The organism is Bhargavaea cecembensis DSE10 (genome assembly GCF_000348905.1).
In the GTDB taxonomy this organism is placed as follows: Bacteria; Bacillota; Bacilli; order Bacillales_A; family Planococcaceae; genus Bhargavaea; species Bhargavaea cecembensis.
On the sequence record NZ_AOFT01000003.1, the window covers coordinates 167549 to 193679 of the forward strand.

Genomic DNA, 26131 nt, shown 5'->3' on the forward strand with positions numbered 1-26131 from the left:
CCCTCCTTTACTTTTTCGCGATGATTAAAAAGCGCTTGGAATTTGTCCGGATCCCCTTGTCAGTTGTGTTCGTTTTAATAAAATCATTTAAGGTGTTGAAGTCATTCTGATCCCGGCCGAAGTCCGGAACGATGGGCGTATGCTTCAATAAGAAAAGAAGATCTTCAGGCCGTTCATAGTATTCTGTCGCATCATATTCAAATGCCTGAACATTGGAAAACCCGGCCTCACGCAACTCGTGTATGAATCGTTCCTTCAGTGTCCCATCTTTTTCTTCCAGGGACTGGCCACGGCCGAATGCCTTTTTGATATTCAATTTATCGAATTCACTTACCTGCTGTGTCATAAAAAGTCCGCCCGCCTTTAACACACGAAACACTTCCTTCGAAGAGAATGGAGCGTGGCGGCTCGTCACCACATCAAACAATCCATCCGGGAATTGCAGCGCCTCAGCCGGCATCTGAAAGAACCTGATGTTGGAAACAGATGAATTCTTAAGGTTCGTTTTGGCTGTTTGAATCATTTCATTGGATAAATCAATTCCAATTGCCAAAAGCAGTGAAGGTGAAAGCTTCAACAGATTTTCTCCGCCGCCGGTGCCGAGATCCAATAGCACATCAGCCTGGTTGCATCTGCTTTTCACCTCTTGAACAAAGTCCCATTCCACGCCTTCGGAGAACACGTTCAAATCACCAAAATCCCATCCATTGACCTTCCCGACTTTGTCGTAAAAACGCTCATCACGACTCATCTGGATCCCCCCTTCGCATATGGTTTACGTCTATCTTACGATTCCCAAGATCCCTGCACCACTTTATGAAGGGCAATGCAAAAAGGACCATCGCCATTAATGGTCCCTTTCCTGATCAACTATTTTAGCGAGAGTACACTAAGCTGCCAGTCTCCGCGGTCCCTCTCTCCACTTACGGCTCGTCCACCTCGATTCCCCGCTCCTTCAGCATTTCAATCACGCCAAGTGCCGCCTGTTCCTTCATCTTCGCCTCGACCATGATGTCGACGTCCTTTCCGTCCAGCTCCTCAAGCAGCCAGTCGAGGTCTTCGGGCACGATGTAGTTATGGTGCGGGCGGTCGTCGGGGCGGTCACGGCCGGAGCTGATGTGGATTTTCGGGATGCCCACCCGCTCCCATGTCTTCCAGACGCGAGGCAGCAGCTCATCCAGCGGCTCGTCCGCCGGATGGCAGCGGTGGTGATGGATGTCGAAGCAGGCCGGGATGCCGGCCGCTTCGCATACATACAGCACCTCAGACAGATTATAAGTACGGTCGTCATTTTCGTATCTCAGTTTGGTGCGGATCCATTCCGGGAGCCGCTCCGTCTCATCGATCAGCCGTTCGAGCGCGGCCTCCGGATTGCCGTATTTCCCGCCGAGGTGAAGGATCATGTCTTCCGCTCCGGTCAGCTCCATGAGTGTCGCGTGGTGCGCCAGGTCCTCATGCGTCTTCCTGACGACCTCGAGGTTGGGCGAGTTCAGTACAGAATATTGGCCGGGATGCATCGAGATGCGGAGATTGAATTTGTCCCGCAGGGCTTTGATTTCCCCGCAGACTTCCTGCACATCGGGGTCATTCGCCCAGTCCCACGTGTTCACCGGATGCGTCGCGAGCACGATCAGATCACTGCTCAGCCGGTAAAAACCGATGCCGTGGACGATATTCCAGCCGATGATTTTCTTCGTATGGCGCAGGTTGTCGAGCGTCAGCTGTTTCAGGGTACGCTCGCCCTCCCGCTCCGCCGTCGCCACCCGGCACGTGCGGAAGCCGCCTTTTAATGTCGTATTAATGCAGGCATAGCCGACCTTCATGGGTTCCGCCTCCTTCCGGGTCTTCGCCTCTTTCCGTATCTTTACCCCATCTGCAGGTTTTTACGTGAGGATTTCCCGAAATAAAGGAAGTCTGGAAGCCTTTATTCTTCTTCGTCCGTCTGCTTCAGCTCCCGGACTTTCTCTGGCGTGACGTCATTCCCGTCCGGATCCATCACCTTCATCCCCGAAAACGTATGGAGCACCTGCCCGCGGATCTCACGCAGGTAATCCTCACGGAGCACCTGCTGCTCAACCTTCTCCGCATTGTTCAGGCCGACTTCACGCTGCTTTTTCGCCAATTCATTGATCCGCTGCAGCTTATCCATCATGTCGATCATCCTCCTTTATGTTGATCACCCTGCGTTGCAGCATGTCTTTAACCATCCCAAAATCATCCGAACCATCACTTTATGTCTTCCCTCCACATGGGCACATATCCTTGACATCTTCTGTTTACAAACGTAAACTTAAATCAAAGCTGCAAGTTCTTGAAAGGAGCGTTGCCGATGACCACCGAAACAGATTTCAAAGTGACCGATTCCGAATGGGAAGTCATGCGGGTCGTCTGGGCACATGGCAAGGTATCCAGCAAAGAGATCATAAACGTCCTGGAGCAGAAGATGGGCTGGAAGCCCGGCACGACCAAAACCTTCATCGGACGGCTCGTCAGCAAAGGGATGCTGGATACAGAAAAGGAAGGCAGGCGGTACCTGTATTCCGCGAAGGTCAGTAAGAACGAATTTGTCCGCCATTCGCTGGGCGAGTTTTTCAGCCACGTCTGCAATAAGGAAGTCGGAAAGACAATGGCGGATGTTCTGTCAGCGGCCACGCTGAGCCATCGGGACATCGCCCTTCTCCAGGAGGTTCTCGAGGCGAAGAAGGAGCACGCCGTGGAAGAGGTTCCATGCAATTGCGTTCCGGGTCAGTGCCATTGCAATGTGGACCATCATTGAGTTCCATCGTGTCTTATTACGTGTTGAGTAATAGGACCTCTTTTTCGCCTTTTATATACCCCCACACCGTATGTAAGATAGCACTTGACATTATTTGTTTACAAATGTAGTCTTAGGGTAGAAAGACTACAATCGTAAACAACGGCTCGGAAGCCGACAAGTTTGAAAACAATAAGGGAGGATTTATAATGAAAGAAATGACTCTTGACGTCCGCGGCATGTCGTGCGGCCATTGTGTAAAGACTATTGAAGGAAGCGTCCGGGAACTCCCGGGTGTCCGGAAGGTGAAGGTGGATCTGCAGAACGCGCAGGTGTCCGTCTCCTACGACGAAGCAACGAGCTCCCCTTCAACGATCAAGGAGACCATTAAAGAGCAGGGTTACGGCGTAGCCTGATTCTTTTTATCGAAAATATACCCCTGTGCGGTATCGGAAAGGTGGAACGAAGATGACTGTTTCAGCTAAAGAAGCCAACATCCAGATCACCGGGATGACGTGCGCGGCTTGTGCAACCCGTATCGAGAAAGGGCTGAACAGGATGGAGGGCGTCGAGCAGGCGTCCGTCAACCTGGCCCTCGAAAAATCCTTGATCACGTATGACCCGTCCAAACTGAGCGAGGCTGATTTTGAACAGAAGATCGAAGCGCTCGGCTACGGGGTCGTCAAACAGAAAGCGGAATTTGAAATTACCGGAATGACCTGTGCCGCATGCTCGACACGCGTCGAGAAAGGGCTCAACAAGATGGACGGTGTGGCGTCGGCAAACGTCAATCTGGCCCTTGAACGGGCAACCGTTGAATACAACCCTTCTGAAGTATCCATCCGGGATATCATTGAGAAAGTTGAAAAGCTCGGTTACGGGGCGCATCAGAAGCAGGACGGCGAGGAGCCGGATGACTACCGGGAACAGCACATCAAAGACCAGCAGCGCAAGTTCATCGCTTCCCTGATCCTTTCCCTGCCGCTGCTCTGGACGATGTTTGCACACTTCTCCTTCACGTCGTTCATGTACGTGCCGGAGATCCTGATGAATCCGTGGGTGCAGATGGCGCTTGCGACGCCGGTCCAGTTCATCATCGGGAAACAGTTTTATGTGGGCGCCTATAAGGCGCTCCGCAACGGCAGCGCGAACATGGACGTTCTCGTCGCAATGGGTACCTCAGCCGCTTACTTCTACAGCGTCTATCAGGCGATTGCGACTGCGGGAACCGATCATGCGCCGCACCTGTACTTTGAGACAAGTGCGGTGCTGATCACGCTGATTGTTCTCGGGAAACTGTTTGAAGCGAGAGCCAAGGGCCGTTCTTCCGAGGCGATCAAGAAACTGATGGGCCTTCAGGCCAAGACCGCGACCGTCCTGAGAGACGGAACGGAAAAAGAGATTTCGCTTGATGAAGTCATTGTCGGCGACACGATCCTCGTGAAGCCGGGCGAAAAGATCCCGGTCGACGGTGAAATGCTGGAAGGCGCCACTGCTGTGGACGAATCAATGCTGTCCGGCGAAAGCCTTCCGGTCGACAAGCAGGCCGGAGACGCGCTCTTCGGATCCACGATCAACAAAAACGGGTTCATCAAGATGACCGCGACCAAGGTCGGGCGCGATACCGCGCTTGCCCAGATCATCAAAGTCGTCGAGGATGCACAGGGCTCGAAGGCACCGATCCAGCGCATGGCCGATAAGATTTCGGGCATCTTCGTCCCGATCGTCGTCGGCATCGCCGTTCTGGCATTTCTCGTCTGGTTCTTCTTCGTCCAGCCGGGCGAATTCACGCCGGCCCTTGAAGTGCTGATCGCCATCCTGGTCATCGCATGCCCGTGTGCCCTCGGACTTGCGACCCCGACTTCCATCATGGCGGGATCCGGCCGGGCAGCGGAATACGGCATCCTGTTCAAGGGAGGCGAACACCTTGAGCAGACACAAGGCATCAATACGGTCGTCGTCGACAAGACCGGTACGGTCACGCACGGCAAACCTGTTCTGACGGATGTCCGGGTTGCGGACGGCCAGGCTGAAGAAGCGTTCCTCTCGCTGATCGGTGCGGCCGAGAAGCAGTCCGAACACCCGCTGGCGGAAGCCATCGTCGAGGGCGTCACGGAAAAAGGAATCGCACTCGGTGCCGTCCAATTTTTCGAAGCGGTTCCTGGCCATGGCGTCATTGCGACAGTCGACGGACAAGGAATTATCATCGGGACGCGCAAGCTGATGCAGGAATACGGCATCGATGTGCAGGACGTCCTTCCTGTCATGGAAGAACTCGAACGCCAAGGCAAGACGGCCATGATCGCTGCCATCAACGGCCAATACGCGGGGATGGTCGCCGTTGCCGACACCATCAAGAAAACATCGGTTGAAGCCATCAAACGCCTGAAAGACATGGGCATTCAGGTCATCATGATGACCGGTGACAACGAACGCACGGCACAGACGATCGGAAAAGAGGTCGGTGTCGACGCCGTCATCGCCGAAGTGCTTCCGGAAGGCAAAGCCAAGGAAGTCGAGAAACTCCAGCAGCAAGGCAAGAAAGTCGCCATGGTCGGCGACGGCATCAACGACGCCCCCGCCCTCGCCACCGCCGACGTCGGCATGGCGATCGGCACAGGCACGGACATCGCGATGGAAGCCGCCGACATCACACTCATCCGCGGCGATCTGAACAGCATCGCAGACGCCATCCTGATGAGCCGCAAAACCATGCGCAACATCAAGCAGAACCTGTTCTGGGCATTTGCCTACAACAGCGCGGGCATCCCGATTGCCGCGGCAGGCCTCCTCGCCCCTTGGGTGGCAGGCGCCGCCATGGCATTCAGCTCCGTGTCGGTCGTCCTGAACGCGCTTCGGCTGCAGAGAGTGAAGCTCACCAAATAAGACTTTTCCAGTCAATTGCCCCCTGAAACGCATCTTGTTTCAGGGGGCTACTTTCGTATCATTGATGATGAAAAATCCGATAAAATAGCTGGGGCACTGTTCTTAATCGGGATTGGACATGTCCCTTTTACTTTGAAAGTTTACGATTTGCCCTGATACCGCCAAAGATCAATAGGGCTCCCAAGAGGAAGAAGAAAAATCCTCTGGAAAACCCAATAATCACGAAGATGACTCCAAGCAACAGAAAGCTTGCCACCACCGGATGACTATAGTTTAGTTTATTCACGTCACTACCTCCTCTCAGCTCTCCGATGGATTCTGATCTCATACTGGGCCCATTCCCCGTTCAGTTCCTCCAAACTCACGATCTTCCAAGGATTAAAGAATGTCTGGCCGTTCTTATTAAAGATCAGATTCTGTCCGATGTGATAGGCCGCGTGCCGGACCTCGCCGGACTGATTCACGTATGTAATGACGTCCCCCGGCATCAGTTCTCCGTCATCCGGTGAATAACCGGCCCGCCGCAGTCCGTTCATCAGCGTTTCGGGATGGATCCATTCATGGACCATCCATTCCTGGCCCGTCACGGCGTACAGGGCGGAAGCAAAGCAATTGCTGCCCGGTATGGCCGTGAACCGGTTGGCATACTTCCTGATATGGGCCGGCGTCTCTTCAGGTACTTCTGCCGCTTCCCAAGTGTCCCACATCCGGGCATACGCCTGGATCGCATGCGCCTTTACCGGATACGGCAACCGATTCCACATCCCTTTCCGGATGACGACAAATGTTCCTGCTTCCACTTCCACGACATGGTCGCCAAGGACCTCTTCTGCAGAAGGGAATAATCCCATCGGAAAAATCATTCCCCTGCCCATCCTGCACTGATTGAACAGAAGGGTCCGCCTTTGCTGTCGCGGCAACTGATCAAGCCAGTCCGGCGGAGCCACGATCACGGACGTGGCCTGCTTGGAGAGCGTCCAATACATATAGCTGTTGTTCATCTGGATCTGGCTGTACGCAGAGTGCCCGGAAAACTCTTTCCGCGGCATGATGAGGACCCCGTCCAGATGCTTATCCAGATTCTCCAGCATGGCTTCATCCACGAAAAACAGATCCTTTTCGGGTATATATTGATCGATCCACTGCTCCACCTGCTCTTCGGCAGGTCTGATGTTAACCGCCATGCAGTTCCCCCCTCTTTATAACGGCTCCCCCGTATCGCCTTCTGTGCCTGGTTCCATTTTAGCAATTGTCCCGCGACTCATGATACAATGAAGCAGACTGAATTTTCTGCGGAGGGGATAGATATGCGTTTGACTGTTTATTTGGCCGGGGAGATCCACTCGTCCTGGCGGGATGAAATCAAAGAGAAGGCGGCTGCCCTGAAACTGCCGATCGACTTTGTCGGCCCCCAGGAGAACCATGACCGCTCCGACAACATCGGCGAAGAGATCATCGGCGAGCAGCCGGGCCCGTTCTACAAGGACTGGGCGGCGTCGAGCTTCAACAACCTGCGCACCGAAGTGCTCATGCAGAAGGCCGACCTTGTCATCGCCCTGTTCGGCGAGAAATACAAGCAGTGGAACACCGCAATGGATGCAAGTGCAGCGGTCGCACTCGGCAAGCCGCTCATCCTGATCCGTCCGGAGCAGCATATCCACGCGCTTAAGGAACTTTCCCGCAAGGCGAACGCCACCGTGGAAAACTGCGACCAGGCGATCAAGGCACTGAAGTACATCTTTGATTGAGCGGAGTGATTCAAATATGGAGCATCAGAACAAGTCTTTCAGTCTCGCTGATATCCACACCGGCTATTACGTATTTTTCGGCGCCGTGGGAGGAGCAGTTCTGGGGCTACTTGCTTATGTGAATGATTGGTTGTAATGGAGATGAAGGTACGGGAAGCCGTCTCGACTGATGCGGCGGGTCTTGCGGAGGCGATTGCCAGCGCTGAAGATTCCGGGATGATGCTGTTTGGCCCGGGAGAGCGACGGCTCACTCAGGAGCAGGCGGAGCGTATGATCGGGAATTTCCGGGAAGATTCTGCATCCGCCCTGTTCATCGCGGAACACAACGCCGGCATTGCCGGCTACCTGATCGCGCGCGGCGAAGATACAGGCCGTACCCGCCACCGTGCCTATGTTGTCATCGGCGTGCACCACCTTGCCCGCGGCAAAGGCACCGGCACTGCACTCTTCCGCCGGCTTGATGATTGGGCCAGAAGACGCGGGATCCGACGCCTTGAGTTGACGGTGATGACTGAAAACGAGACCGCCGTCGCCCTTTACCGAAAGATGGGCTTCGACGTCGAAGGCGTGAAGCGTGATTCGCTCTTCGTTGACGGCAGGTACGTGGATGAATACTACATGGCGAAGATGATCGAATGAGGAAAGCCGTCCGGCGGGTGCCGGACGGCTTCTTTGTGGCCAATTTCGTCATTCGGGACGGCAATCTAGTCATTCCACTCTCCAGTTTCGTCATTCGCCCTGAATACAGCCGCGAATGATGAAACCGAACCGCTGAATGACGAAACCTAAAGCCCGAATGGCGAAACCGACAGACTGCCCGTCATGAAACGCTCCCTGCTCAGCGAATAGATCACCTGCTCCTCCCCGAAACGCTCCACTCGCCGCTCCTCTTTCATTCCCAGCCGTTCCAACAAGCGCCGGGAAGCGGTGTTGGCGGCCTGGGTTTCGGCGAGCAGCCGCTCCTGCCCAAGGTTGCTGAAGGCATGGCGGATGACTTCTGTTGCCGCTTCCGTCCCGTACCCCCTGCCCCAGAACTCGGGCAGGAGCTGATAGGAAATCTCCAGCGCTTCCCCGTCGTGGTGGAGGTCCAGTGAGACAGAGCCGATGAATGCCCCGTCTTCCAGTTGCCGGATGATCCAGCAGCTGTCGGCGTTCTGGAGCATGCCTGCGAAGGCCCGCTCCACTTCCGCGCCGGTTCTCGTTCCACCGAGAAAGGCGCGCACCGGTTCACTCCCATAGAGCAATTTGACGGCATCCAAGTCTCCGGCTGCCGGCGGCTCCAATACACATCTCGCAGTCTGCATCTTCATTGTCCCATCGCTCCTCTGATCTTCTTTTTCACAGAATCAATATCGATCGAAGCCACGTCGATCTCCGGCTCCGTCCAGCCGAACCCGTCTCCTCTGTACCGCGGAACGATGTGCATGTGATAGTGCTCCACGTCCTTGAACGCCCCGTTGTTCTGCATGACGGTGATGCCATCCGGCCCGAAGGTTGATTGAATCGCCTTCGCGACTTTTTGGGCGGCAAGAATCACCGCCTGCAGGCTTTCCGGGTCCACTTCAGTGAACTCTGCCGCATGCCGCTTAGGCACGACGAGAACATGCCCCGGATTGATCGGAAACTTGTCCAGGAAACAGCAGACGAGGTCGTCCTCGTAGAGGATATGGGCGTCGGCTTTTCTATTGATGATGTCGCAAAAGATGCAGGCCGGCATTGGCTACCCCCCTTTAAACCGCTTCATTAGTGAAACGAAAGCATGGCCGCTTGATGGTGCATCAGAGTCCCCTAACTCCCATCACAAACTCATACAAAAAGTAACCCGCAAAACTGATTAACACTAGACCAGAAACAATGGAAAAACCCTTAATCATCGTTCTGCTCATCAGTTTCCTTGTGTAGGCCACGATCCCCAATAAGCCTACATCATGCAGCAAGATCCCCGTCAAAACACCTGCAGCAATAATGAAAAACATGGCCGGCTCTGAAGTATCGTACGAACTCGACAAAACGGTCCCAAATACACTTAACCAGAAGACAATGTTTCCTGGAGATACGGCAACCAGGAAACCATTCCGGTAAGAGGAGAAGAAAGACTTGCTGGGCTTCTCTCCGGCCTGTGTGATATCTGCATCTGCGTTTTTGATGGAATCAACACCAATCATGAATAAAAATATCGCACCGACCAGCCACATCGGCACCTGAATAAACGGAATCTGCAGGATTGAAGCCAATCCAAAGTAGAGAGCCACAATCAAAATCAAGTCAATGGTCATTCCGCCCAAGCCAACAGCCCATCCGTGAATAAACCCATTTTTCAATCCCTGCTTCGTCATTTCCACCGTGATTGCACCTACCGGCATCGCCACAGCCAGTCCAGCCAAGACATATGTAAAAAACAGATCCAAGAAGACCACCTGATTTCTATGAATTGAAATCATCATACACTAATTCATCAGAAATGGTTGTAATAAAAAACATTTCTATTAATATTTATTCAAGAATACGTTTCCACACAACTTTTTGGAAATAGGGAAGATGGCATGGTCCCCTCCACCGATTAACATTAATCTCCTAATCCTGTACAATTGGAGAAAGATGGGAGGTGACCGGGATGAAACAGAAATGGATTTTGCATGGCATCGGAGCCGGGATCATCAGCGGCATGTTGCTTGGTGCGTTTTTGTGGGCGGTTGAGGAACAAAGCGGCCATAGCGTGTACACGCTCCTCATGAATGTCGACTATATCCCGGTCGTGAACGCCTTCACCTATCCCGCTCCTGTCGAATTCCTTTTCCATCTGATTGTCTCGGTCATCCTCGCGACCGTCCTTTTGTGGCTCGTCAGACGGATGCGGATGCTCGGCAACCGCGTCATCGTCTGGCTCGTCACCGTGAACACCCTGATCGGTGCCCTGATCTGGCCGGTCACTTCCCTGTCTGACCGCACGCCGGCACCCGGCGACTGGGCATCGTTCGCCTGGTGGCTGGCGGGGCATGCGCTTTATGGCGCTGTGCTGGGGTGGCTTCTCCAGGAAAAAGATTAAATCCGGCTTTCTTCAAACCCTAAACCATATTTTCTGTGCAGGTAATTTCTATTGTATGATTCATAGGGTCTAATATGGGAAAGCTCCAATACCCTTTCCATTCGGGTTCATTAAAATAGCTCGTTATATCATGATTGATCACTGAACGTACAATTTCACTAAAATTCTCTTGATCACACTCGATCGACCAGCTTGTCCTAGGAACTGTACCTCCTTCCCATCCCGGTTGAATTGCAAATAAAGAAGTTGATGGATCAAAATCCTTATGGAAATCAATGCTTAATTGATGCTCACCTATCTTAAAAGCAATCGAATTTTCACTTTCCCATATGAGATTTAGATGAAGGATTTCAGTATAAAACCACTTCATCCTCTCCAAGTCGTTGCAAAACAAATACGTGAACCCTAATCGTTTTGCCATTTTAGTCATCCCCCAACTCTCCCATTAAAGAGTCCTCTTATCCAAGTATGCGAATGATATCCCGGGGTTTCTCAAAGTTGTATGTCGCGGAAATCCCCTCCGGATTCTTGCAGCCCCAAAGGGCCAATCCAAAGTCGATTCCCGCATCTCTTGCGCATTCATAATCGTAGACCGTGTCCCCTATGTAGATTGCGGTTTTCGGATCAGCGCCTGAAATCTCAAGAAACTTCAATAAAGGATCCGGGTTGGGTTTGTGTTTTTCGGTGTCGTCCGCAGAAACGGTGTGCGTCATAAAACCCGAAAGTCCGAACGGCTCGAAGTCATCTATGATTTCCTGGTTCGTTTTTGATGTTACGATGCCCAGGACCAGGTCTCTGTCCTCCAAGGTCCCCAGTACTTCCTTCATGCCGTCAAACACTTTAATTTCCTGAAAGAAATCTTTCATGAAATGATTCCAGCGCTCGTTCGCATGATTGATATCCCCGATCCCCAGTTGGGGCAGTGAACTGGAGCCCGGGATTCCGAGAACAAACGTCAACTCCTCCAGGGGCATCTGTTTGCCGTAATCTTCCTTCAGCATTTTCTGAAGCGAACCCAGGACGGCCTTTTCCGTATCAATCAGTGTTCCATCAACGTCGAAAATGATGGTCTTGTACACTTGAACCCTCTCCTTATCCATGTTGATCCGGTTTAAACGGACTGTCAGAAAAACGTTCCGGCAGCGGCTGGTCAATGCCGTACCTGGCAAACTCGGTGTCGAGGTCCGGGTACCGGTCCTTCACTAGCTGCAGCGTTTCTTCGAGCACTTCCCGCAGTCTAGCAGCCGCCTTTGTCGGGGACTCCTTATACATCTCCCTGAGCCGCCACTCCAGGTTTTCCGGCTTGGCCGGCAACTCGTGAAGCCGCTTGAACATCCACTTATAGGTCGGGAAGTAGGAGCCGTTCAGCGCGAGCAGGACGATGAAGAGGCTGGACTGGATATTGCTGAGGATATTATAGAGAGCCGCCGGGTTATTGCGGCGGGCCGCAAAGTCGAGCTGGCGCAGGTGGAAATGCGGCAGGTAGCCGTCCAGGAAGCTGCGGGCCAGTTCGTCCGGGTACTCTTCTGTCCGTGTCTGCCAACTCTGAACCAGCTCCTCCCCGTAAAGCGGGATGCCGGTGTGCACCGTGTCGACTACATTGTTGTCTCCGAGTTCAGTGCTGAAGCCATTGAGCACCCTGTCCAGGACGCCCTCTTCCTCCGATACAGACTTATGCCACAGGTCCACCGGAAATCCTTCAATCTCGAGGGCGCTCTCATGGCCGTGGTCGATTTTCGGATACCGGCGGACCGCACCCAGCCCCCCGGCAATGGCCCGTTTTTCTTCCGTGCCAGGCGGGCGATCCCAGTAGGCGATCAGTTCCAGGTCCGAATACACATCCGCATAGCCCCGCGCCGCGGATCCCCCGACCATGACTGCCCGGATGCCGGTCTTATCTTTCAGTTTCTCTGTAAGCGTTCGGGCGGCTTCCAGTCTCCATTCCGTCTGGTGGTCCATCCTCCCCAACTCCCTTCCTGATTGACTCTCACTTTACATTCCGATTCTGTTTGTCCGGCCCTGGCCCGGGAATAGAAAACTATTCTTAGGATTCCGGGGTGGCAGACAATGAAACTCATCGGGAAACTTGCGCTCATCGGTTTTATCGCGGGTTTGGTGCTGATCGCGGTCATGAAGGTGGTCCAATGGGTGACCGGGAGCCCAGCCTATGTGCTTTTGTTCAACTTTGACTACATACCGGTCGTGAACACTTGGGAGCCTGTCTGGCTGGTCGGGTTCATGTTCCATAACCTCACCTGCATCGTGAGCGCTGTCGTGCTGTATTACATGCTTAGGCCGTTCGGTATGGAAAAGCAGATACTGCCGTATGTCGCGGTCTATTCCATCGGCGGCGGGCTGCTGTTTTCGCTGACCGCATTGTCCGATCAGCCGCCTGACTTCTCGGACGGCGAGGCCTGGGTCTGGTGGACGCTCGGCCACGCTGTATTCGGCTGGGTGGTCGGCAGCCTCATCAAGCGTTGGATTTGGACTTAGTTCTAATGAGTTCTTTATAAGCCGGACTCAGTTCGCTCCATACGTCAAAACGGTTGCCGTCCGGATCGGCAAACACGAAATTCCGGCCCGCGTGTCCCCTGTTCTCGATTTCACCGACGCGGATCCCTTTAGCCTTAAATTCTGCATGGACAGATTGGAGCGCATCCAGTCCGTCCACTTCGAAGGTCAGCGAAAACCGCTCCTCGCCATGAACATCGATGAAATTCGACCGCTCGCCTTCCGCCGCTTTCACGAGAAAGAAACTTTGGCCCGCAAGGTTGGCGATCGCTTTGTCTTCATCCCGGTAGCTGATTTCCGCATCTAACTGATCCGCATACCACCTGGCCGAACGTTCCACATCCGTCACCGGAACGTACACCGTCCCGACTCTCATTAACTTTCCGCTCATGTGCATCCCCCCTTGAACCTTGTTTAGTAACATTCTCTTTCCCCTTCCGGTTCTCCTCCAGACAGCAAAAGCCTCCAAACCATGATCGGTTCGGAGGCTTTCTTGATCAATTCTCTGCTTTCGTCCTGTTTGACAGCGCAATCAGTGCCGGAAGCAGAATCGGCATCATGACAAACGACAGGAGGACAAGTCCGACAATAACGACAATCGCGACCTGGATCAGTGTCAGGATGCCGGACGGGATCAGTGCGGCAAACGTGCCGCCAAGGATGATCGCGGCCGAAATGACGACGCTGCCGATGTGTCGGGCGGCGTCGATGATCGCAATCATCGGATCGCCGTCGGTTTCCTTATAGCGCATCATGAGGAAGATGCTATAGTCGACACCCAATGCGACGATCATGATGAAGCTAAAGAACGGCACGTTCCAGCCAAGCTCGCTCATGCCGAGGAACCAGCTGCTCAGCATTTCGGTGGCGCCGAGCGCCGCAGCGTACGACAGGATCAGCGAGATGATGATGAAAACCGGCTGGAGGACGGAGCGCGTGATAAAGATCAGCACGATCGCGATGCCGATCAGCATAATGGCCGCCGTCCGGCTAAAATCGCCGGCCGACATCTCCTGAAGGTCCGCGTTCTGCGAAGACTTGCCGCCGACGGCCATGTCCGCATCCGCGAGTTCCGTTCCCTTCACTGCGGATTGTGCCTGGTCACGGACCACCTGGACGACATCCATCGCTTCAGCTGAGAACGGGTTGACCTCGAGGATGACCGTCATCTGGGCAGTCTTGCGGTCAGGCGACATGTACATGTCGAGCGCCTGCTGGAAGTCCTCGCCTTCCAGGACGTCTTCCGGAACAAAGAACGCGCCGGAAGCTTCCGAGTCGCTCAGGCCGCCGAGGTAGCTCTGGGCCTCTTCCAGCCCTTCGCTGACCTGGCCGAGACCTTCCGTACTCGCCGCGAGTCCGGACTGAAGCTGCCCCATCTTTTCCTGGAGGTCGGAGAGCCCGGCCAGCAGCTGCCGCTGTCCGTCATTGACCGTATCCAGACCGGTCGAGAGCCCGCCGGATTCCTGCTGGATCCGACCGGCGCCGGCTGCCCCATCACTAAGGCCCGACTCCAGTTCGGAAGCGCCTGACTGAAGCTGGCCGACCCCTGTCTGCAGGGCGGCAAGGCCGTCTTCCACGGACTGAAGCGAGGCATTCGCTTCGCGGAACTTGGCAAGTGCGCCCTCATACTGCGGCGTCATCTCGTCCAGTTGCGCAATCAGTCCGCTGAGCTGTTCCTGAGCCGCTTTGGCCGTTCCGAGTGCCTGCTGGACATTTGGATCCTGCGCCATGTCAGGATTGCTTTCGATCAGTGCGTTGAGCGAAGCCTCGATCTGGCCGAACGCTCCCTGTGCACCGGCCACCGCTTCGCGGATGCCATTAAAGTACTGTGTGAACGAGCCGAGGCCCGATTCAATCGCCGTATAGCCGTCTTGAAGTTCTGCGACCCCATTTTGTAGGGTCTGCACGTTTTCATTGACCGATGAGAGGCCCTTCCGGATGTCGCCGGCACCAGCCGCCCCGTCCTGCATGCCGGACGTCACCTGGCCGAGCGCGTCCTGAAGGGAAGCCGCGCCCCTTTTCAGTTCGCCGGTGCCGTCAATCAGGCGCTGGACATTGGAGAGGTCGGTGCTGCTTCCGCTGCCGACCTGCCCTTCCGCATCCGTGAGACCACCGCGGATTTCCTCGACGCCCGTTTTCGCATCCCCGAGCCCGCTATTCAAGGTCCTCGACTGGTCATCGATATAAAGTTCCCCGATGCGTTCGCCTGCCGGACGGGTCGGGGACAGCACCTTGGAGACCCCGTCGACCTTGCCGAGTTTGCCTGCCAGCTCATCCAATGTCTTGAGTGCTTCCTGTGAATCCATCGGTTCGTCCGTCTGGATCATCACAGTCGCAGGAGAAGAAAAGCCCGGTTCAAAGTGCTTTTCGATCACGTTGATGCCCTGCTTGGACTCGTATTTGTCGTCCACTTCGTAAAGGTCGTTGTAGTTCAGCGTCCCGTCATGCAGGAGGATGAACGGCACGCAGACTGAGAGCGTGAACAGCAGCGCGAGAAACGGCCGGAGCACCGACTGTCTGGACAGAAAGTGCCAGAGTTTGCTGTCGCCGTGTCCCTCGAACTTCTTCGACGGCCAGAACATCTTGCGGCCGAGCAGCGCCATGAAGAACGGATTCAGTGTCATGAGAACTAGCAGCAGCACAAGGACGCCGATGCCGATCGCGGACGTCGACTGATACAGCGAGAACTCGGCGAGCGCGAGCACCGCCACACCGATCATGACTGCGATGCCACTGTAAAGCACGGTCTTCCCTGCGGTCCGGTACGTTTCAAGAACGGCTGAGACCTTGCTTTCCTGGCGGCTCAGCTCTTCCTTGAAGCGTGTGAACAGCAGGATGTTATAGTCGGTCCCGATCCCGAACAGAATGACGACGAGGAACACCTGCGTGAAGTTCGAAAACGGGAAGTCCAACTTATCGACCATCTGTGTGACGACGCCGAGCGAGACGAGGTACGACACCCCGACTCCGAGCAGCGAGATAAACGGCACGACCGGGGAGCGGAACACCGCGATCAGGATCAGCACGATAAAGACGACCGCGATCAGCTCGGTCTTTTTCACGCCGTCCTGCGTCGAGCTCGAGAAGTCATCGGAGATGAGACCGGCCCCGGTCAGGTACGTGTCGATGCCGTCCGCCTGAACCGCTTCCCGGATGTCTTTCCGGACGTCCTTCAGCTCACCCTGTGCCTGGTCGACAGAAATCTGGGTCAGGTAGGTCGTTCCGTCTTCGGATGCAAGCTGTGCTTCCGCCTGCTCGCTGTCAAACGGTGTCAGAAGATCCGTGATACCGAGTTTTCCCCGGTCCGATTCCAGTCCTTCAATGACCGACCGGATCTCTTCTTTCTGGCTTTCGGTCAGCGCCTCACTATTGCCGCTGTTAAAGACGGCGATCAGCTCATACCGGTCCCCCTCCCCGCTCAGGTCTTTCGCCATCTCGTCCGCAACGACACTCTGGAACGAATCGGGGATCGTGACCTGTCCCTTTTCCCGGACCAGCTGTTCCATGTCCGGCATCGTGACGACTGCCAGCACCGTGGCCGCCAGCCAGAGAATGAGTGCCGTGATTCTTGCTGTCTTAGATTTCATCATTGGATCACCTTTCATCTTGTCTCTGCATGAGGAATGAATGTTCATTCCGTTTGGTCCGGGGCGTACCGTCAGACTGCGCTGACGGCGTCCCAGCAGCTTTTCTCGATGCCGGCCAGCAGTTCGTCTGCCGGTTCAAGCGTCCCGTCTTCGAACATCCGGGAAAGATGGAAGATCGTCCCGTAAACAATCGCGATAAAGGCCTGGGCCGGCAGATCGCGCAACAGTCCCGCTTCCTTGCCCTCATCAAGATGGCGCTCGATAAAATCCATGAAGCCTTCAAAATCCGACTTGCTCTGTTCATCAAGGAAATAGGCGTTCACCGTCGCATTGATGAACCGGAAGGCTTCCGGCTGCTCGCGGGAATAGCGGACCAGCCGGTAAAACACATGACGGAATTTATCCCTGAAATCCTTATGTTCAGGAAAACCGTCCCGGAGCGTGGCCGCAAACTGTGCCACGGATCCGCGAAACAGCTCATTTACGAGCTTCTGCTTGTTCTCAAAATACCGGTAGATCGTCCCCGCGCCGACCTTCGCCTCTTCCGCGATCATCGGCACCGTCGTCCCATCATACCCGCGCTCGGCAAACAGCTTCTGCGCAGCCCTCAGGATGTTTTCATGCTTGTTCTCTGCCACTAAGACCCCTCCTGTTCTCCCGGAGGCAAATCCGGAATGAACGTTCATTCCATTATTATAATCCGCATCATCCGGATTGCAAGGAGGAAGATCTATTGAGTGATGTCTATTATGATACATCCGAAAGCACTCAGCACCGGTTCAGGAGCACTCATCTGATTTCAGGAAGCACTCCGCCTAGTAATGAGGGCACTCGCCCATCTTTGGGAAGCACCGGCTTCATCGATCCATCAGAAAAAGCCGCCCATCTTGGACGGCTTTTCTCAATCAGTTGTTCAGTTCGTTGTAGGCAACCGCAATCTGCGTGCCGACTTTTGCGTTGTGCTTCACAAGCGCGATGTTGGCGACCAGGCTCTTGCCTTCTGTGAGGTCCTTGACTTTGCCCAGCAGGAACGGTGTGGTTTCCTTGCCGGAGATGCCGTTTTCCTCCGCTTCCTTCAGGGCATTTTCGATGATGCCGTTGATGAAGGCCGGGTCGAGCTCGTCCTCTTCCGGAATCGGGTTCGCGATGACCGCGCCGCCTTCGAGGCCAAGGTCCCACTTCGCCTTCAGCATGCCGGCAACGTCTTCCGCGCTGTCCGTGCTGATGCTGAGCGGGAAGCCGCTCTTGCGTGTGAAGAACGCCGGGAGCTCATCTGTGCCGTAACCGACGACAGGAACGCCTTTTGTCTCCAGGTACTCGAGTGTAAGGCCGATGTCGAGGATCGACTTCGCGCCCGCGCAGACGACGGCGACATTCGTCTTGCCGAGTTCGTCGAGGTCCGCGGAGATGTCCATCGTTGTTTCCGCGCCGCGGTGCACGCCGCCGATGCCGCCTGTGACAAACACCCGGATGCCGGCAAGGTCCGCGCAGATCATTGTGGCTGCGACCGTTGTCGCGCCGAGCTGCTTCGTTGCAAGCAGGTACCCAATGTCACGGCGGGATGCTTTTGCGACGTTGTCCGCGTTGCCGAACATTTCAAGCTCGTCATCGGACAGGCCGATCTTGATCTTGCCGTCGATCAGTGCCATTGTCGCAGGGACCGCGCCGCCATCTCGGACGATCTGCTCGACTTCACGGGCAGTCTGTACGTTCTGGGGATACGGCATGCCGTGGGAGATGATCGTCGACTCAAGCGCCACAATCGGCTTGCCTGCTTCAATCGCTTCTTGGACTTCCTTGGAAAATTCGAGATATTGTTTCATCGGAGTTCCTCCATTTCAGATTTAAGTTGTTGTGCCGAGAGTTCCGGGCGCACGGTTGCGTCCGAAGCCAGTGTTTTCGCTGCGTTCACGAGTCCGCAGCGGATTTTTTCATCAAAGCCGAGTCCGGACAGATGCCCGTGGAGCAAGCCGGAGACGAACGCATCGCCCGCACCGGTCACATCTTCCACGCGGACTTCGCTGATTGCAGGGAAGTGGCGGATCCCATCCGCGTTCCCCGCCATGACGCCCTTTGCACCGGCCGTCACGACCGCATTTTGGACCCCTTTTTTCAATAGGAACCGGACCGCTTCTTTCCAGGAAGACTCGTCTTCCACCGGAATGCCGGTAAAGGTTTCCGTTTCATCCCGGTTGCAGATCAGCCAGGTGATGCCATCGAGATCATCCGGCATCCTGTCCATCTTCGGAGAGGACACCGGGACGACCGCCAATTCCGTGCCGCTCTGGCGGGACAGTTCCTGCACATGGCTGACCGTCTCCTTCGGGCAGTTCAGGTCAATCACTGCGAGCGCCGCTCCCTGGATCACCGGCGCGTGCGCATCGATGTAATCCGGAGAAAGGTCGTCATACACGTCCATATCCGCGAGCGCGATGGCCATCTCGCCGTCCGGATTCAGGACGGCGGAATACGAGCCCGTCGTCCGTCCCGGCAGAAGCGCGGCATGCGACAGTTCCACGTGGGGGGCCGTCGCCTGCTCGATGCGCTGCCAGTCGGCATCATTGCCCGCGACCGTCAGAAGACTCACCGGATGGCCGAGGCGTCCGATGTTCTCCGCGACGTTTCTCGCGACGCCGCCGACAGACGAACTCACCGTCGACGGGTTGGATGTTCCTGCCTGGGCGGATGCCTTCAGGTGGAACTTCCGGTCGACATTCGCCCCGCCGATAGCGACAACCCGGTTTTCCTCGGCGAGGATGTATGCCCGCCCCCGAATGATCCCGCGCCGCATGAGCCCGGAAATCAGGTTCGCCAGTGCAGGCCTGGAGATGCCAAGCGATTCCGCCATCTCCTGCTGGGAGAGGTACGGATTCCGCCGGATCAGCTCGACGATGGCTGCTTCTTTTTCATTCATCCTCCGGCACTCCTTCCCGCTAACATTTGTTTTGATTATAAACTTTTGATTGAGTTATCGTCAAGTGTTTATATTTTATACAAATGTTTAAAGAGAGCATTCACATTCTTTTTTATCTTTCCCCGACTCTTCATGAAAAAACCGTCCGGCTCATGTAACCGGACGGTTTCTCCCTATTCATTCATCTTGGCCACGATATCGATCAGCTCAAGCGGATCGCTGAAGTGTACGGAATATACGACATGTTCCGCCTGCCACTGGAGTGTGTTCGCCGCCGAACCGTAACCGCTCATATCGAATGTGCCGGCGCCGACTTCCTCCGTTGAGGGAAGATGAAGATACCTGAGCTTCCCGGCAATGGTGCGTGCCTGCCCGGTGATTTCTTCGCCGGCGCCTTCACCGTTCCTCCGGTGCACCAGGAACGACCAGTTTTCTTCATGCCAGACGATGCGCGCGCTTCCCGCGCCACTATCCATGTAGCCGGTGATGCCTTGGCCGAGGTCCGACGGCTGTCCCGTCTCCATTTCCGGTTCATAGTTGACGCCGGCCCGCGCGCCCTCCGCAGAATCATAGACAATGGCGCCCGCTGTGAGATAAGGGGCTTCCTCCTCCAGTTCCGGGGCATTCACCGGAACCGGCTCCTCCATCAGGTAATAAAACACTTCATACCCGTCGGCGTTCGCGGTCACCCTGGCGGTCAGGTAACGGTCGCCGGTCTCCAGATCGCGCGGGAGCTTCGGTTCCGCATCCGAATCCTGCATGACAGTCTCCCACACGTCCGCCAGGACATCCTGCTTCACCCTCTCGGAATCGTTCTGCCCGTTATTCCCGGCTTTCGCCTGCTCCTCACCGGCTTCCGGTTCCTCCACGTCCGACGGCCCGCACGCCCCGAATATCAGCAACAGTGCCGCGGGGAATAGAAGCCAGCTAAACCGCGCCATCTGTATCCGCTCCTTCCCGGGAAGTTCTCCCTTCTTTACCATCTTATTTACCCGCCCGCCTCCGCAATCAAAAAGCCCGCCCGGAATTTTCCGGACGGACCTTCACTTTATTATTCGGTGCCCATTTCTGCGCGGACAACTTCCGCGATGCGGTTGACGTAGCGGGAGGATTCCTCCTCGGTCGGCGCTTCGACCATGACGCGCACGAGCGGCTCGGTTCCCGAAGGCCGGACGAGGACGCGGCCGTTGCCCGCCATGTCCTTCTCCACTTCCGAGATGACGGCGGCGACTTTGGCATTGTCCGTGACGGCATGCTTGTCGGTGACGCGGACGTTGACGAGTTCCTGAGGGAACATCTGGACGTCCGAAGCCAGGTCCGACAGCGTGCGGCCGGTCATCTTCAGGACATTCACGAGCTGGAGCGCGGTCAGCAGTCCGTCGCCTGTCGTGTTGTAGTCGAGCATGATGATGTGGCCGGACTGCTCGCCGCCGAGGTTGTAGTCGTTCTTCTTCATTTCTTCTACGACATAGCGGTCGCCGACGGCAGTTTTGACGCTATCCAGACCGTGTTCGCCGATCGCCTTGTAGAAGCCGAGGTTGCTCATGATCGTGGAGACGACCGTGTTCTTGTTCAGGCGGCCTTCATCTTTCAGGTGGCGCGCGAGAATGAACATGATCTGGTCGCCGTTGACCACACGGCCGTTTTCGTCGACCGCGATCAGGCGGTCGCCGTCGCCGTCGAAGGCGAGGCCGATATCGGCGCCCTTGTCTTCCACGAAGCCGGCAAGCACTTCGGGATGGGTGGAGCCGCAGCCGTCATTGATGTTCAGGCCATTCGGCGAGGAGCCCATCGACGAGATGTCCGCATCCAGGTCGGCGAACAGGTGCGTGGCAAGGGACGACGTTGCACCGTGTGCGCAGTCAAGCGCGACGTGGATGCCCGTGAAGTCTTCATCGACCGTCTGCTTGAGGTACTGGATGTACTTCTGTCCGCCCTCCTTGTAATCGGTAACCGTGCCGAGGCTGGCACCGGTCGGGCGGGGCAGTTCGTCGGTTTCCTTGTCCAGCAGTTCCTCGATTTCCGCTTCCTGCTCGTCGCTCAGCTTGTATCCGTCGCCGCCAAAGAACTTGATGCCGTTGTCTTCAACCGGGTTGTGCGATGCGGAGATCATGACGCCCGCATCCGCGCTCATCGCGCGGGTCAGGTAGGCGACGCCCGGCGTGCTGATGACGCCGAGCAGCATGACGTCCGCCCCGATCGACAAAAGTCCTGCAACAAGTGCGTTTTCCAGCATATGGCCGGAGATCCGTGTGTCGCGGCCGATCAGGACCTGCGGCTTGCCGGATGCATGTTTCGTGAGGATATATCCGCCGTAGCGGCCGAGCTTGAATGCGAGTTCCGGTGTCAGGCCTTCATTGGCGACACCGCGCACCCCGTCTGTTCCGAAGTATTTTCCCATCATGACTCTCTCCTTCACTGTTGACGTTCAGTTAGTGTTCAGGCGGCGGCGATGCGGACAGTGACCCGTCCCGGAGCCGGTTCGGCTTTGATGCCGGATGGCCCGTCCACATGCACCACGAGTGACGCTTCTCCTTCACTGATGCCGCCTGCATTGACAAATAGCGTAAAATCGCCGGATTTGGCGCTGTCCACGGCGTTTTTCGGTCCCCGGATCTTGAGGGAGAGCGGGCCGTCCGGCTGGATGACCTCTCCGGTCTGCCCTTCCTCAAGGCCCCGGACTTCCACTGCAAGTCCGTCTAGGGTGCCGGAGGCCTCTTCGTCGGCAGCTTCGCCGTCTCCCGTGCCGCTTTCATTGCTCTGGGCGGTGTCCCCGCTGCCGGCCGGTCCGCCTGCCGGGCTTTCCGTTTCGGCTTCTTCCTCAGGCTGATCGGCTTCGGCGACCTGTTCCTCCGCCTCGTCCGGCGCTTCCGCCGTTTCTTCGTCATTGTCGTTGACTGTGGCACGGACGTCCACATCGATCGATTCCGGCGACACCTTGGTCACGCCTGCCGGTTTCTTGAGTTCCACGGTCAATTTCCCGCTGGCGGTCACTTTCGAAACATCGACCGCGACGGGAAGCTCGCCGATTTCATCCAGCACGTTCCTCGGCCCGAACAGCTTGACGGTCTCTGTAGCCGTGTTGACGGCGTCGATGGTGACGCCTTCCTCAGGCGTGCCGGATGTCTGCAGCGAGACCGGCACCGACCGGGAATACTCGGTAATGTCCGCCTTGACCGTCACTTCGGCCGGCTCGATGATGACGTTCATTTTATTCAGGTCACGGTCAAGGACGCGGACGCTGGCCTGCTGCTCGAGCGGCCCGTCCACGCCCGGGTCGGCCGTGACCGACGCCTTGACGAAGCTGATCGACTCGATGACGCTCTTGGCGCCTGTGACCATGACGGTCGACGGCTCCGCCTCAAGCGAGTTGATGACGTGGTTTTCCGCGAGCAGCCGTTCGTTCATCTCCGGATCCACCCGGAATTCCCGGCTGATCCGTTCTTCGATGACGACATCGACCGTTTCGGGATCGATCGAGACCTCAAGCTTTTCTGAGAGGTTCTCCGTGTGCACGCGGACCTCATGCGAGCCCATCGTGAGCGTGCGGAGGTCGACGAACACCGTGAAGTCCTTTAGCGTCCTTGTCGTACGGACGAGGTTGCCCGGCCCTTCGATGGTGACGCTGACCGTCTCGGGCGCACCCGTGACGACCGTATTTTCATCATCATAATACACTTCAAGCGGCACATCCTGCAGGACGGCGATATCCGTCCCGCCTGCGGCGCGGCTTCCCTGCTCCTCATCCGACTGGACGACGAGGAACATCAGGACGGCGAAGAACAGGGCGATGCCGCGGATAAACCACGGATTGTCCATGAACTTATCCATTCTTCTTCCCTCCCCGTTTCCGCTTCGAGGCGGCCTGCGGTTCTGGCGCAGGACCAAACCACATTTTCCGGAGCAGTGTCTCAAACTCCTCAGGCGGCAGGTTGCGGTGAAGATCGCCGTTGCGCGTCAGGCTGACCGCCCCGGTCTCCTCGGAAACGACGATCGTGATGGCATCGGTCACCTCGCTCAGGCCGAGCGCCGCACGGTGGCGCGTGCCGAGCTCTTTCGAGATGAACGGGCTTTCCGAGAGCGGCAGGTAGCAGGCCGCTGCCGCGATCCGGTCCTGCTGGATGATGACCGCCCCGTCATGGAGCGGCGTATTCGGGATAAAGATGTTGATCAGGAGCTCCGACGTCAGATTGGAATGCATCGGAATCCCGGTTTCGATGTACTCCGACAGCCCGGTTTCCCGCTCGATCGAGATGAGGGCACCGATGCGGCGCTTTGCCATATAGCCGACCGATTTCGTGACGGCTTCGGCAAGCCGGTCACGCTCCTCTTCCTCAGCCATGCTGCTTCGGGAAAACAGCTTCCCCCGCCCGATCTGCTCAAGCGCACGCCGCAGCTCCGGCTGGAAGATGATGATAACCGCGAGGAACCCCCACGTCAGCACCTGCTCCATGATCCAGTACATCGTCGTCAGGCCGAGCTGTTTCGTGACGAACCAGGCGATGACGACGACGAACACGCCCTTCAGCAGCTGGACGGCCTTCGTGCCCTTGATGATGGTAATCAGTTTATAAAGAACGTACCAGACCAGGAGAATGTCCAGGATATTCACCAGGGCTTCCACCCATGTCAGGTCCGTAAAACGCTCAAAGAACGCCACAGGCATCCCCGCCTTTTCTTAACGCTTGCATATCGGATAGTATACCATATCGGCCCGCTTCACCGCTCGGCTAAATGGAGGCTTCTGGATACAGGAATGGGTTCCCGGGAGACGGGCGGAACAGGACGGAATCAGGGCGGGCCGGAAACACGGACAAACTCCCTTCCGGAAAGCACCTTGATGATTCAGCCCATGTGTTCTTTAAAACTATTTCCCTATAACATTATACCCTATTTCCTCATTTTGACTTATAATCATCTGTAGAGGGGACCGGGTCTTTTTTCTCACTTCCCGGTCCGCATCAACATCATGGAGTGTGAATCAACATGAGGAATTTGGGCCGTTTCGAGTCACTGAATGGCCGGACGGCAAGGAAGGACATCCTCGCCGGCATCACGGTCGGGATCGTCGCCATCCCGCTCGGCATGGCTTTTGCGATCGCTTCCGGCGTCAAACCGGAATACGGCATCTACACGACGGTGATCGCCGGGCTGCTTGTGGCACTTCTCGGCGGTTCCCGCTTCCAGATTGCGGGGCCCACGGGTGCGTTCATTCCGATCCTGCTCGCCATCGTCCTGGAGTACGGTTATGAAGACCTGCTCGTCGCGGGCTTCTTGGCAGGGGTGTTCCTCGTCATCATGTCGTTCCTGAAAATCGGGGACCTGATCCATTTCGTCCCGAGGGCGGTGACGATCGGCTTCACCGCAGGAATCGCCGTCACGATCTTTACCGGACAGATCGGCAATTTCCTCGGCCTCGAGGGCGTGGAGCGCCGGGAATTCTTCCATGAGAACATGTGGGAGCTGCTCCGCAACATCGGCACGTTCAACGGGTATGCCTTCCTGACGGCAGCGATCGGGCTTGCCGTCATCGTGATTCTGCCCCGCATCGCGCCGCGCGTACCGCTTTTTCTCGCTGCACTTCTGATCCCGACAGTCGTGTCGGTTCTTTTTTATCCGGGCCAGCTCCCGACGATCGGGACAGCCTACGGCGGCATCCCGCAGCAGTTGCCGGAGTTCCGCCTGCCGGAAATCACGGGCGGCAAGGTCCTCGAGCTGTGGCAGCCGGCACTCATCATCGCGGCATTGGGTGCAATCGAGTCGCTGCTGTCCGCGGTCGTCGCCGACAACATGGCCGGCGGCAAAAAGTCTTCTTCCAACCGTGAACTGTTCGGACAGGGTATCGCCAACATGGCCACTCCCCTGTTCGGCGGGATCCCGGCAACCGGCGCCATCGCACGCACGGCGACGAATATCCGGGCGGGGGCCGTCAGCCCGCTGTCCGGCGGCGTCCAGAGTCTGTTCGTCCTGCTTGTCCTGCTGCTGTTCGCGCCATTCGCCTCGCATGTACCGCTCGCCAGCATGGCTCCGATCCTTATGCTGGTCGCATGGAACATGAGCGGGCTGCGGTCGTTCATCAAGATTTCTCACCTGAAGACGGGAGATTCGGCCGTTTTGTGGGTGACGTTCCTCCTGACCGTCTTCGTCAACCTGACCGTCGGCGTCGAGGTCGGCTTCCTTCTCGCGGTCCTTGTCTTCCTGAGGAAGATGAGCGGCAAGCTGAAGATGCAGCCGGGCGAGGCCACCGCCGACGATTATATCTATGGCGGGGTTCCGAAAGGTTCGGTGTTCCGCACCGTACGGGTCGACGGACCGCTCTTTTTCGGAACCGCCCAGCAGTTCGAGCGGGAGATCGAGAAACAGCTCGAGACGCCTGCCGACGTCCTCATGCTCCGGCTCCAGGGACTCTCCGCACTGGATGCCGGAGGCGTCGCCGCCCTGTCATTTGCCCACGACCTCGCCGACCGCCAGGGAATCCGGCTCCTTATCCAGGGCATCCCCGAAGAGAAAAAGATCCTGGTGAGAAAAAGCGGCCTGTATGAGAAGATCGGCGCAGAAAATATGGTTAAGTAAAAAATTCGCCGTCCCGGGAATGGGGCGGCGGATTTTTTGAAGTGGGTTTCGGATTCTGGCAGTGGTTCCTGGTCTTTTGTTGTCTACGCCTAGACTCTTAGGGCGTGTGCC

The 26131-nt window shown here is 56.3% G+C and carries 28 protein-coding genes; 8 read left to right on the forward strand and 20 right to left on the reverse strand.

Annotation, left to right across the window (positions count from 1 at the left end; translation table 11 throughout):
• Positions 1-7: 7 nt before the first annotated feature.
• The 3 genes from C772_RS04375 to C772_RS04385 form a co-directional block, all read right to left on the reverse strand.
• Positions 8-751: a class I SAM-dependent methyltransferase gene (locus C772_RS04375; protein ID WP_008297720.1), complete on the reverse strand. Its 744-nt coding sequence runs from the start codon at positions 749-751 to the stop codon at positions 8-10.
• Positions 752-923: 172 nt separating this feature from the next.
• The gene (gene uvsE, locus C772_RS04380) at positions 924-1823 is read right to left on the reverse strand and encodes a UV DNA damage repair endonuclease UvsE (protein ID WP_008297722.1); all 900 of its coding nucleotides are present in this window, start codon (positions 1821-1823) and stop codon (positions 924-926) included.
• Between the two features lie 101 nt (positions 1824-1924).
• Positions 1925-2152, reverse strand: a complete 228-nt coding sequence (locus C772_RS04385) for a DUF896 domain-containing protein (protein WP_008297725.1) — start codon at positions 2150-2152, stop codon at positions 1925-1927.
• A gap of 177 nt (positions 2153-2329) precedes the next feature.
• Between C772_RS04385 and C772_RS04390 the strand changes: the two genes are divergently transcribed.
• The 3 genes from C772_RS04390 (at position 2330) to C772_RS04400 (ending at position 5641) form a co-directional block, all read left to right on the forward strand.
• Entirely contained in the window at positions 2330-2776 is a 447-nt protein-coding gene (locus C772_RS04390) for a CopY/TcrY family copper transport repressor (protein ID WP_008297727.1), read from the forward strand.
• 188 nt (positions 2777-2964) lie between these two features.
• A complete protein-coding gene (copZ, locus tag C772_RS04395; protein WP_008297728.1) occupies positions 2965-3171 on the forward strand; it encodes a copper chaperone CopZ in 207 nt (68 codons plus the stop codon).
• Positions 3172-3223: 52 nt separating this feature from the next.
• Positions 3224-5641: a heavy metal translocating P-type ATPase gene (locus C772_RS04400; protein ID WP_008297730.1), complete on the forward strand. Its 2418-nt coding sequence runs from the start codon at positions 3224-3226 to the stop codon at positions 5639-5641.
• Between the two features lie 127 nt (positions 5642-5768).
• On the opposite strand, the gene C772_RS16625 is transcribed toward C772_RS04400, so the two are convergent.
• Positions 5769-5927 carry a hypothetical protein gene (locus tag C772_RS16625; RefSeq protein WP_008297731.1) on the reverse strand — a complete coding sequence of 53 codons (159 nt, stop codon included), beginning with the start codon at positions 5925-5927 and terminating at the stop codon, positions 5769-5771.
• A 4-nt stretch (positions 5928-5931) separates the two neighbouring features.
• Positions 5932-6825: a hypothetical protein gene (locus C772_RS04405; RefSeq protein WP_008297734.1), complete on the reverse strand. Its 894-nt coding sequence runs from the start codon at positions 6823-6825 to the stop codon at positions 5932-5934.
• A 123-nt stretch (positions 6826-6948) separates the two neighbouring features.
• Here C772_RS04405 and C772_RS04410 point away from each other — a divergent pair, with 123 nt between their 5' ends.
• Both C772_RS04410 and C772_RS04415 read left to right on the forward strand, forming a co-directional pair.
• Positions 6949-7389 (forward strand): YtoQ family protein, encoded by a 441-nt coding sequence (locus C772_RS04410; RefSeq protein WP_008297736.1) that lies wholly within the window; start codon positions 6949-6951, stop codon positions 7387-7389.
• A gap of 141 nt (positions 7390-7530) precedes the next feature.
• Complete coding sequence (locus C772_RS04415; RefSeq protein WP_035001480.1) at positions 7531-8028, forward strand: GNAT family N-acetyltransferase; 498 nt, start codon at positions 7531-7533, stop codon at positions 8026-8028.
• A 146-nt stretch (positions 8029-8174) separates the two neighbouring features.
• Here C772_RS04415 and C772_RS04420 read toward each other — a convergent pair whose 3' ends face one another.
• From C772_RS04420 to C772_RS04430, 3 genes are all read right to left on the reverse strand, one after another.
• The gene (locus C772_RS04420) at positions 8175-8699 is read right to left on the reverse strand and encodes a GNAT family N-acetyltransferase (RefSeq protein ID WP_008297743.1); all 525 of its coding nucleotides are present in this window, start codon (positions 8697-8699) and stop codon (positions 8175-8177) included.
• Positions 8696-9106: an HIT family protein gene (locus C772_RS04425; RefSeq protein WP_008297745.1), complete on the reverse strand. Its 411-nt coding sequence runs from the start codon at positions 9104-9106 to the stop codon at positions 8696-8698. Before C772_RS04425 ends, C772_RS04420 begins: the two co-directional genes overlap by 4 nt.
• 61 nt (positions 9107-9167) lie before the next feature.
• Positions 9168-9797, reverse strand: a complete 630-nt coding sequence (locus C772_RS04430; RefSeq protein ID WP_008297747.1) for a LysE family translocator — start codon at positions 9795-9797, stop codon at positions 9168-9170.
• 206 nt (positions 9798-10003) lie between these two features.
• On the opposite strand from C772_RS04430, the gene C772_RS04435 reads away from it, so the two are divergent.
• Positions 10004-10435 carry a hypothetical protein gene (locus tag C772_RS04435; RefSeq protein WP_008297749.1) on the forward strand — a complete coding sequence of 144 codons (432 nt, stop codon included), beginning with the start codon at positions 10004-10006 and terminating at the stop codon, positions 10433-10435.
• Positions 10436-10454: 19 nt separating this feature from the next.
• Here the strand turns inward: C772_RS04435 and C772_RS04440 are convergent, their stop codons facing one another.
• From C772_RS04440 to C772_RS04450, 3 genes are read right to left on the reverse strand one after another with little or no spacing between them, the layout of a single operon-like run.
• On the reverse strand, positions 10455-10856 hold the full coding sequence (locus tag C772_RS04440; protein ID WP_035001387.1) for a VOC family protein: 402 nt from the start codon (positions 10854-10856) through the stop codon (positions 10455-10457).
• A 37-nt stretch (positions 10857-10893) separates the two neighbouring features.
• Positions 10894-11514 carry an HAD family hydrolase gene (locus tag C772_RS04445; protein ID WP_008297752.1) on the reverse strand — a complete coding sequence of 207 codons (621 nt, stop codon included), beginning with the start codon at positions 11512-11514 and terminating at the stop codon, positions 10894-10896.
• Positions 11515-11527: 13 nt separating this feature from the next.
• On the reverse strand, positions 11528-12394 hold the full coding sequence (locus tag C772_RS04450) for a nucleotidyltransferase domain-containing protein (protein ID WP_008297754.1): 867 nt from the start codon (positions 12392-12394) through the stop codon (positions 11528-11530).
• 108 nt (positions 12395-12502) lie between these two features.
• Between C772_RS04450 and C772_RS04455 the strand changes: the two genes are divergently transcribed.
• The gene (locus C772_RS04455) at positions 12503-12928 is read left to right on the forward strand and encodes a hypothetical protein (protein WP_008297755.1); all 426 of its coding nucleotides are present in this window, start codon (positions 12503-12505) and stop codon (positions 12926-12928) included.
• Here C772_RS04455 and C772_RS04460 read toward each other — a convergent pair.
• From C772_RS04460 to cdaA, 9 genes are all read right to left on the reverse strand, one after another.
• A complete protein-coding gene (locus C772_RS04460; RefSeq protein WP_008297757.1) occupies positions 12906-13337 on the reverse strand; it encodes a VOC family protein in 432 nt (143 codons plus the stop codon). The genes C772_RS04455 and C772_RS04460 overlap by 23 nt on opposite strands.
• Before the next feature lie 106 nt (positions 13338-13443).
• Positions 13444-16536, reverse strand: coding sequence for an MMPL family transporter (locus tag C772_RS04465; protein ID WP_008297759.1), 3093 nt, complete (start codon positions 16534-16536; stop codon positions 13444-13446).
• A 68-nt stretch (positions 16537-16604) separates the two neighbouring features.
• On the reverse strand, positions 16605-17171 hold the full coding sequence (locus tag C772_RS04470; protein ID WP_008297761.1) for a TetR/AcrR family transcriptional regulator: 567 nt from the start codon (positions 17169-17171) through the stop codon (positions 16605-16607).
• A gap of 267 nt (positions 17172-17438) precedes the next feature.
• Positions 17439-18356: a pseudouridine-5'-phosphate glycosidase gene (locus tag C772_RS04475; protein WP_008297763.1), complete on the reverse strand. Its 918-nt coding sequence runs from the start codon at positions 18354-18356 to the stop codon at positions 17439-17441.
• Entirely contained in the window at positions 18353-19447 is a 1095-nt protein-coding gene (locus tag C772_RS04480) for a carbohydrate kinase (protein ID WP_008297765.1), read from the reverse strand. Before C772_RS04480 ends, C772_RS04475 begins: the two co-directional genes overlap by 4 nt.
• 173 nt (positions 19448-19620) lie before the next feature.
• Positions 19621-20388 (reverse strand): hypothetical protein, encoded by a 768-nt coding sequence (locus tag C772_RS04485; RefSeq protein ID WP_008297766.1) that lies wholly within the window; start codon positions 20386-20388, stop codon positions 19621-19623.
• A 110-nt stretch (positions 20389-20498) separates the two neighbouring features.
• Positions 20499-21848 (reverse strand): phosphoglucosamine mutase, encoded by a 1350-nt coding sequence (glmM, locus tag C772_RS04490; RefSeq protein WP_035001390.1) that lies wholly within the window; start codon positions 21846-21848, stop codon positions 20499-20501.
• A 38-nt stretch (positions 21849-21886) separates the two neighbouring features.
• Positions 21887-23278 (reverse strand): CdaR family protein, encoded by a 1392-nt coding sequence (locus C772_RS04495; protein ID WP_008297770.1) that lies wholly within the window; start codon positions 23276-23278, stop codon positions 21887-21889.
• Positions 23271-24107 carry a diadenylate cyclase CdaA gene (cdaA, locus tag C772_RS04500; RefSeq protein ID WP_008297773.1) on the reverse strand — a complete coding sequence of 279 codons (837 nt, stop codon included), beginning with the start codon at positions 24105-24107 and terminating at the stop codon, positions 23271-23273. The genes C772_RS04495 and cdaA overlap by 8 nt, the downstream gene beginning before the upstream one ends.
• 326 nt (positions 24108-24433) lie before the next feature.
• Between cdaA and C772_RS04505 the strand changes: the two genes are divergently transcribed.
• The gene (locus C772_RS04505; RefSeq protein ID WP_008297775.1) at positions 24434-26020 is read left to right on the forward strand and encodes a SulP family inorganic anion transporter; all 1587 of its coding nucleotides are present in this window, start codon (positions 24434-24436) and stop codon (positions 26018-26020) included.
• Positions 26021-26131: the final 111 nt, after the last annotated feature.

Bases quoted from the DNA above. Each gene is read 5' to 3' on its own strand.
- C772_RS04375 (WP_008297720.1), bottom strand. From the start codon at position 751: ATGAGTCGTGATGAGCGTTTTTACGACAAAGTCGGGAAGGTCAATGGA.
- uvsE (WP_008297722.1), bottom strand. From the start codon at position 1,823: ATGAAGGTCGGCTATGCCTGCATTAATACGACATTAAAAGGCGGCTTC.
- C772_RS04385 (WP_008297725.1), bottom strand. From the start codon at position 2,152: ATGATGGATAAGCTGCAGCGGATCAATGAATTGGCGAAAAAGCAGCGT.
- C772_RS04390 (WP_008297727.1), top strand. From the start codon at position 2,330: ATGACCACCGAAACAGATTTCAAAGTGACCGATTCCGAATGGGAAGTC.
- copZ (WP_008297728.1), top strand. From the start codon at position 2,965: ATGAAAGAAATGACTCTTGACGTCCGCGGCATGTCGTGCGGCCATTGT.
- C772_RS04400 (WP_008297730.1), top strand. From the start codon at position 3,224: ATGACTGTTTCAGCTAAAGAAGCCAACATCCAGATCACCGGGATGACG.
- C772_RS04405 (WP_008297734.1), bottom strand. From the start codon at position 6,825: ATGGCGGTTAACATCAGACCTGCCGAAGAGCAGGTGGAGCAGTGGATC.
- C772_RS04410 (WP_008297736.1), top strand. From the start codon at position 6,949: ATGCGTTTGACTGTTTATTTGGCCGGGGAGATCCACTCGTCCTGGCGG.
- C772_RS04415 (WP_035001480.1), top strand. From the start codon at position 7,531: ATGAAGGTACGGGAAGCCGTCTCGACTGATGCGGCGGGTCTTGCGGAG.
- C772_RS04420 (WP_008297743.1), bottom strand. From the start codon at position 8,699: ATGAAGATGCAGACTGCGAGATGTGTATTGGAGCCGCCGGCAGCCGGA.
- C772_RS04425 (WP_008297745.1), bottom strand. From the start codon at position 9,106: ATGCCGGCCTGCATCTTTTGCGACATCATCAATAGAAAAGCCGACGCC.
- C772_RS04435 (WP_008297749.1), top strand. From the start codon at position 10,004: ATGAAACAGAAATGGATTTTGCATGGCATCGGAGCCGGGATCATCAGC.
- C772_RS04440 (WP_035001387.1), bottom strand. From the start codon at position 10,856: ATGGCAAAACGATTAGGGTTCACGTATTTGTTTTGCAACGACTTGGAG.
- C772_RS04450 (WP_008297754.1), bottom strand. From the start codon at position 12,394: ATGGACCACCAGACGGAATGGAGACTGGAAGCCGCCCGAACGCTTACA.
- C772_RS04455 (WP_008297755.1), top strand. From the start codon at position 12,503: ATGAAACTCATCGGGAAACTTGCGCTCATCGGTTTTATCGCGGGTTTG.
- C772_RS04460 (WP_008297757.1), bottom strand. From the start codon at position 13,337: ATGAGCGGAAAGTTAATGAGAGTCGGGACGGTGTACGTTCCGGTGACG.
- C772_RS04465 (WP_008297759.1), bottom strand. From the start codon at position 16,536: ATGATGAAATCTAAGACAGCAAGAATCACGGCACTCATTCTCTGGCTG.
- C772_RS04475 (WP_008297763.1), bottom strand. From the start codon at position 18,356: ATGAAACAATATCTCGAATTTTCCAAGGAAGTCCAAGAAGCGATTGAA.
- C772_RS04480 (WP_008297765.1), bottom strand. From the start codon at position 19,447: ATGAATGAAAAAGAAGCAGCCATCGTCGAGCTGATCCGGCGGAATCCG.
- C772_RS04485 (WP_008297766.1), bottom strand. From the start codon at position 20,388: ATGGCGCGGTTTAGCTGGCTTCTATTCCCCGCGGCACTGTTGCTGATA.
- glmM (WP_035001390.1), bottom strand. From the start codon at position 21,848: ATGGGAAAATACTTCGGAACAGACGGGGTGCGCGGTGTCGCCAATGAA.
- C772_RS04495 (WP_008297770.1), bottom strand. From the start codon at position 23,278: ATGGATAAGTTCATGGACAATCCGTGGTTTATCCGCGGCATCGCCCTG.
- C772_RS04505 (WP_008297775.1), top strand. From the start codon at position 24,434: ATGAGGAATTTGGGCCGTTTCGAGTCACTGAATGGCCGGACGGCAAGG.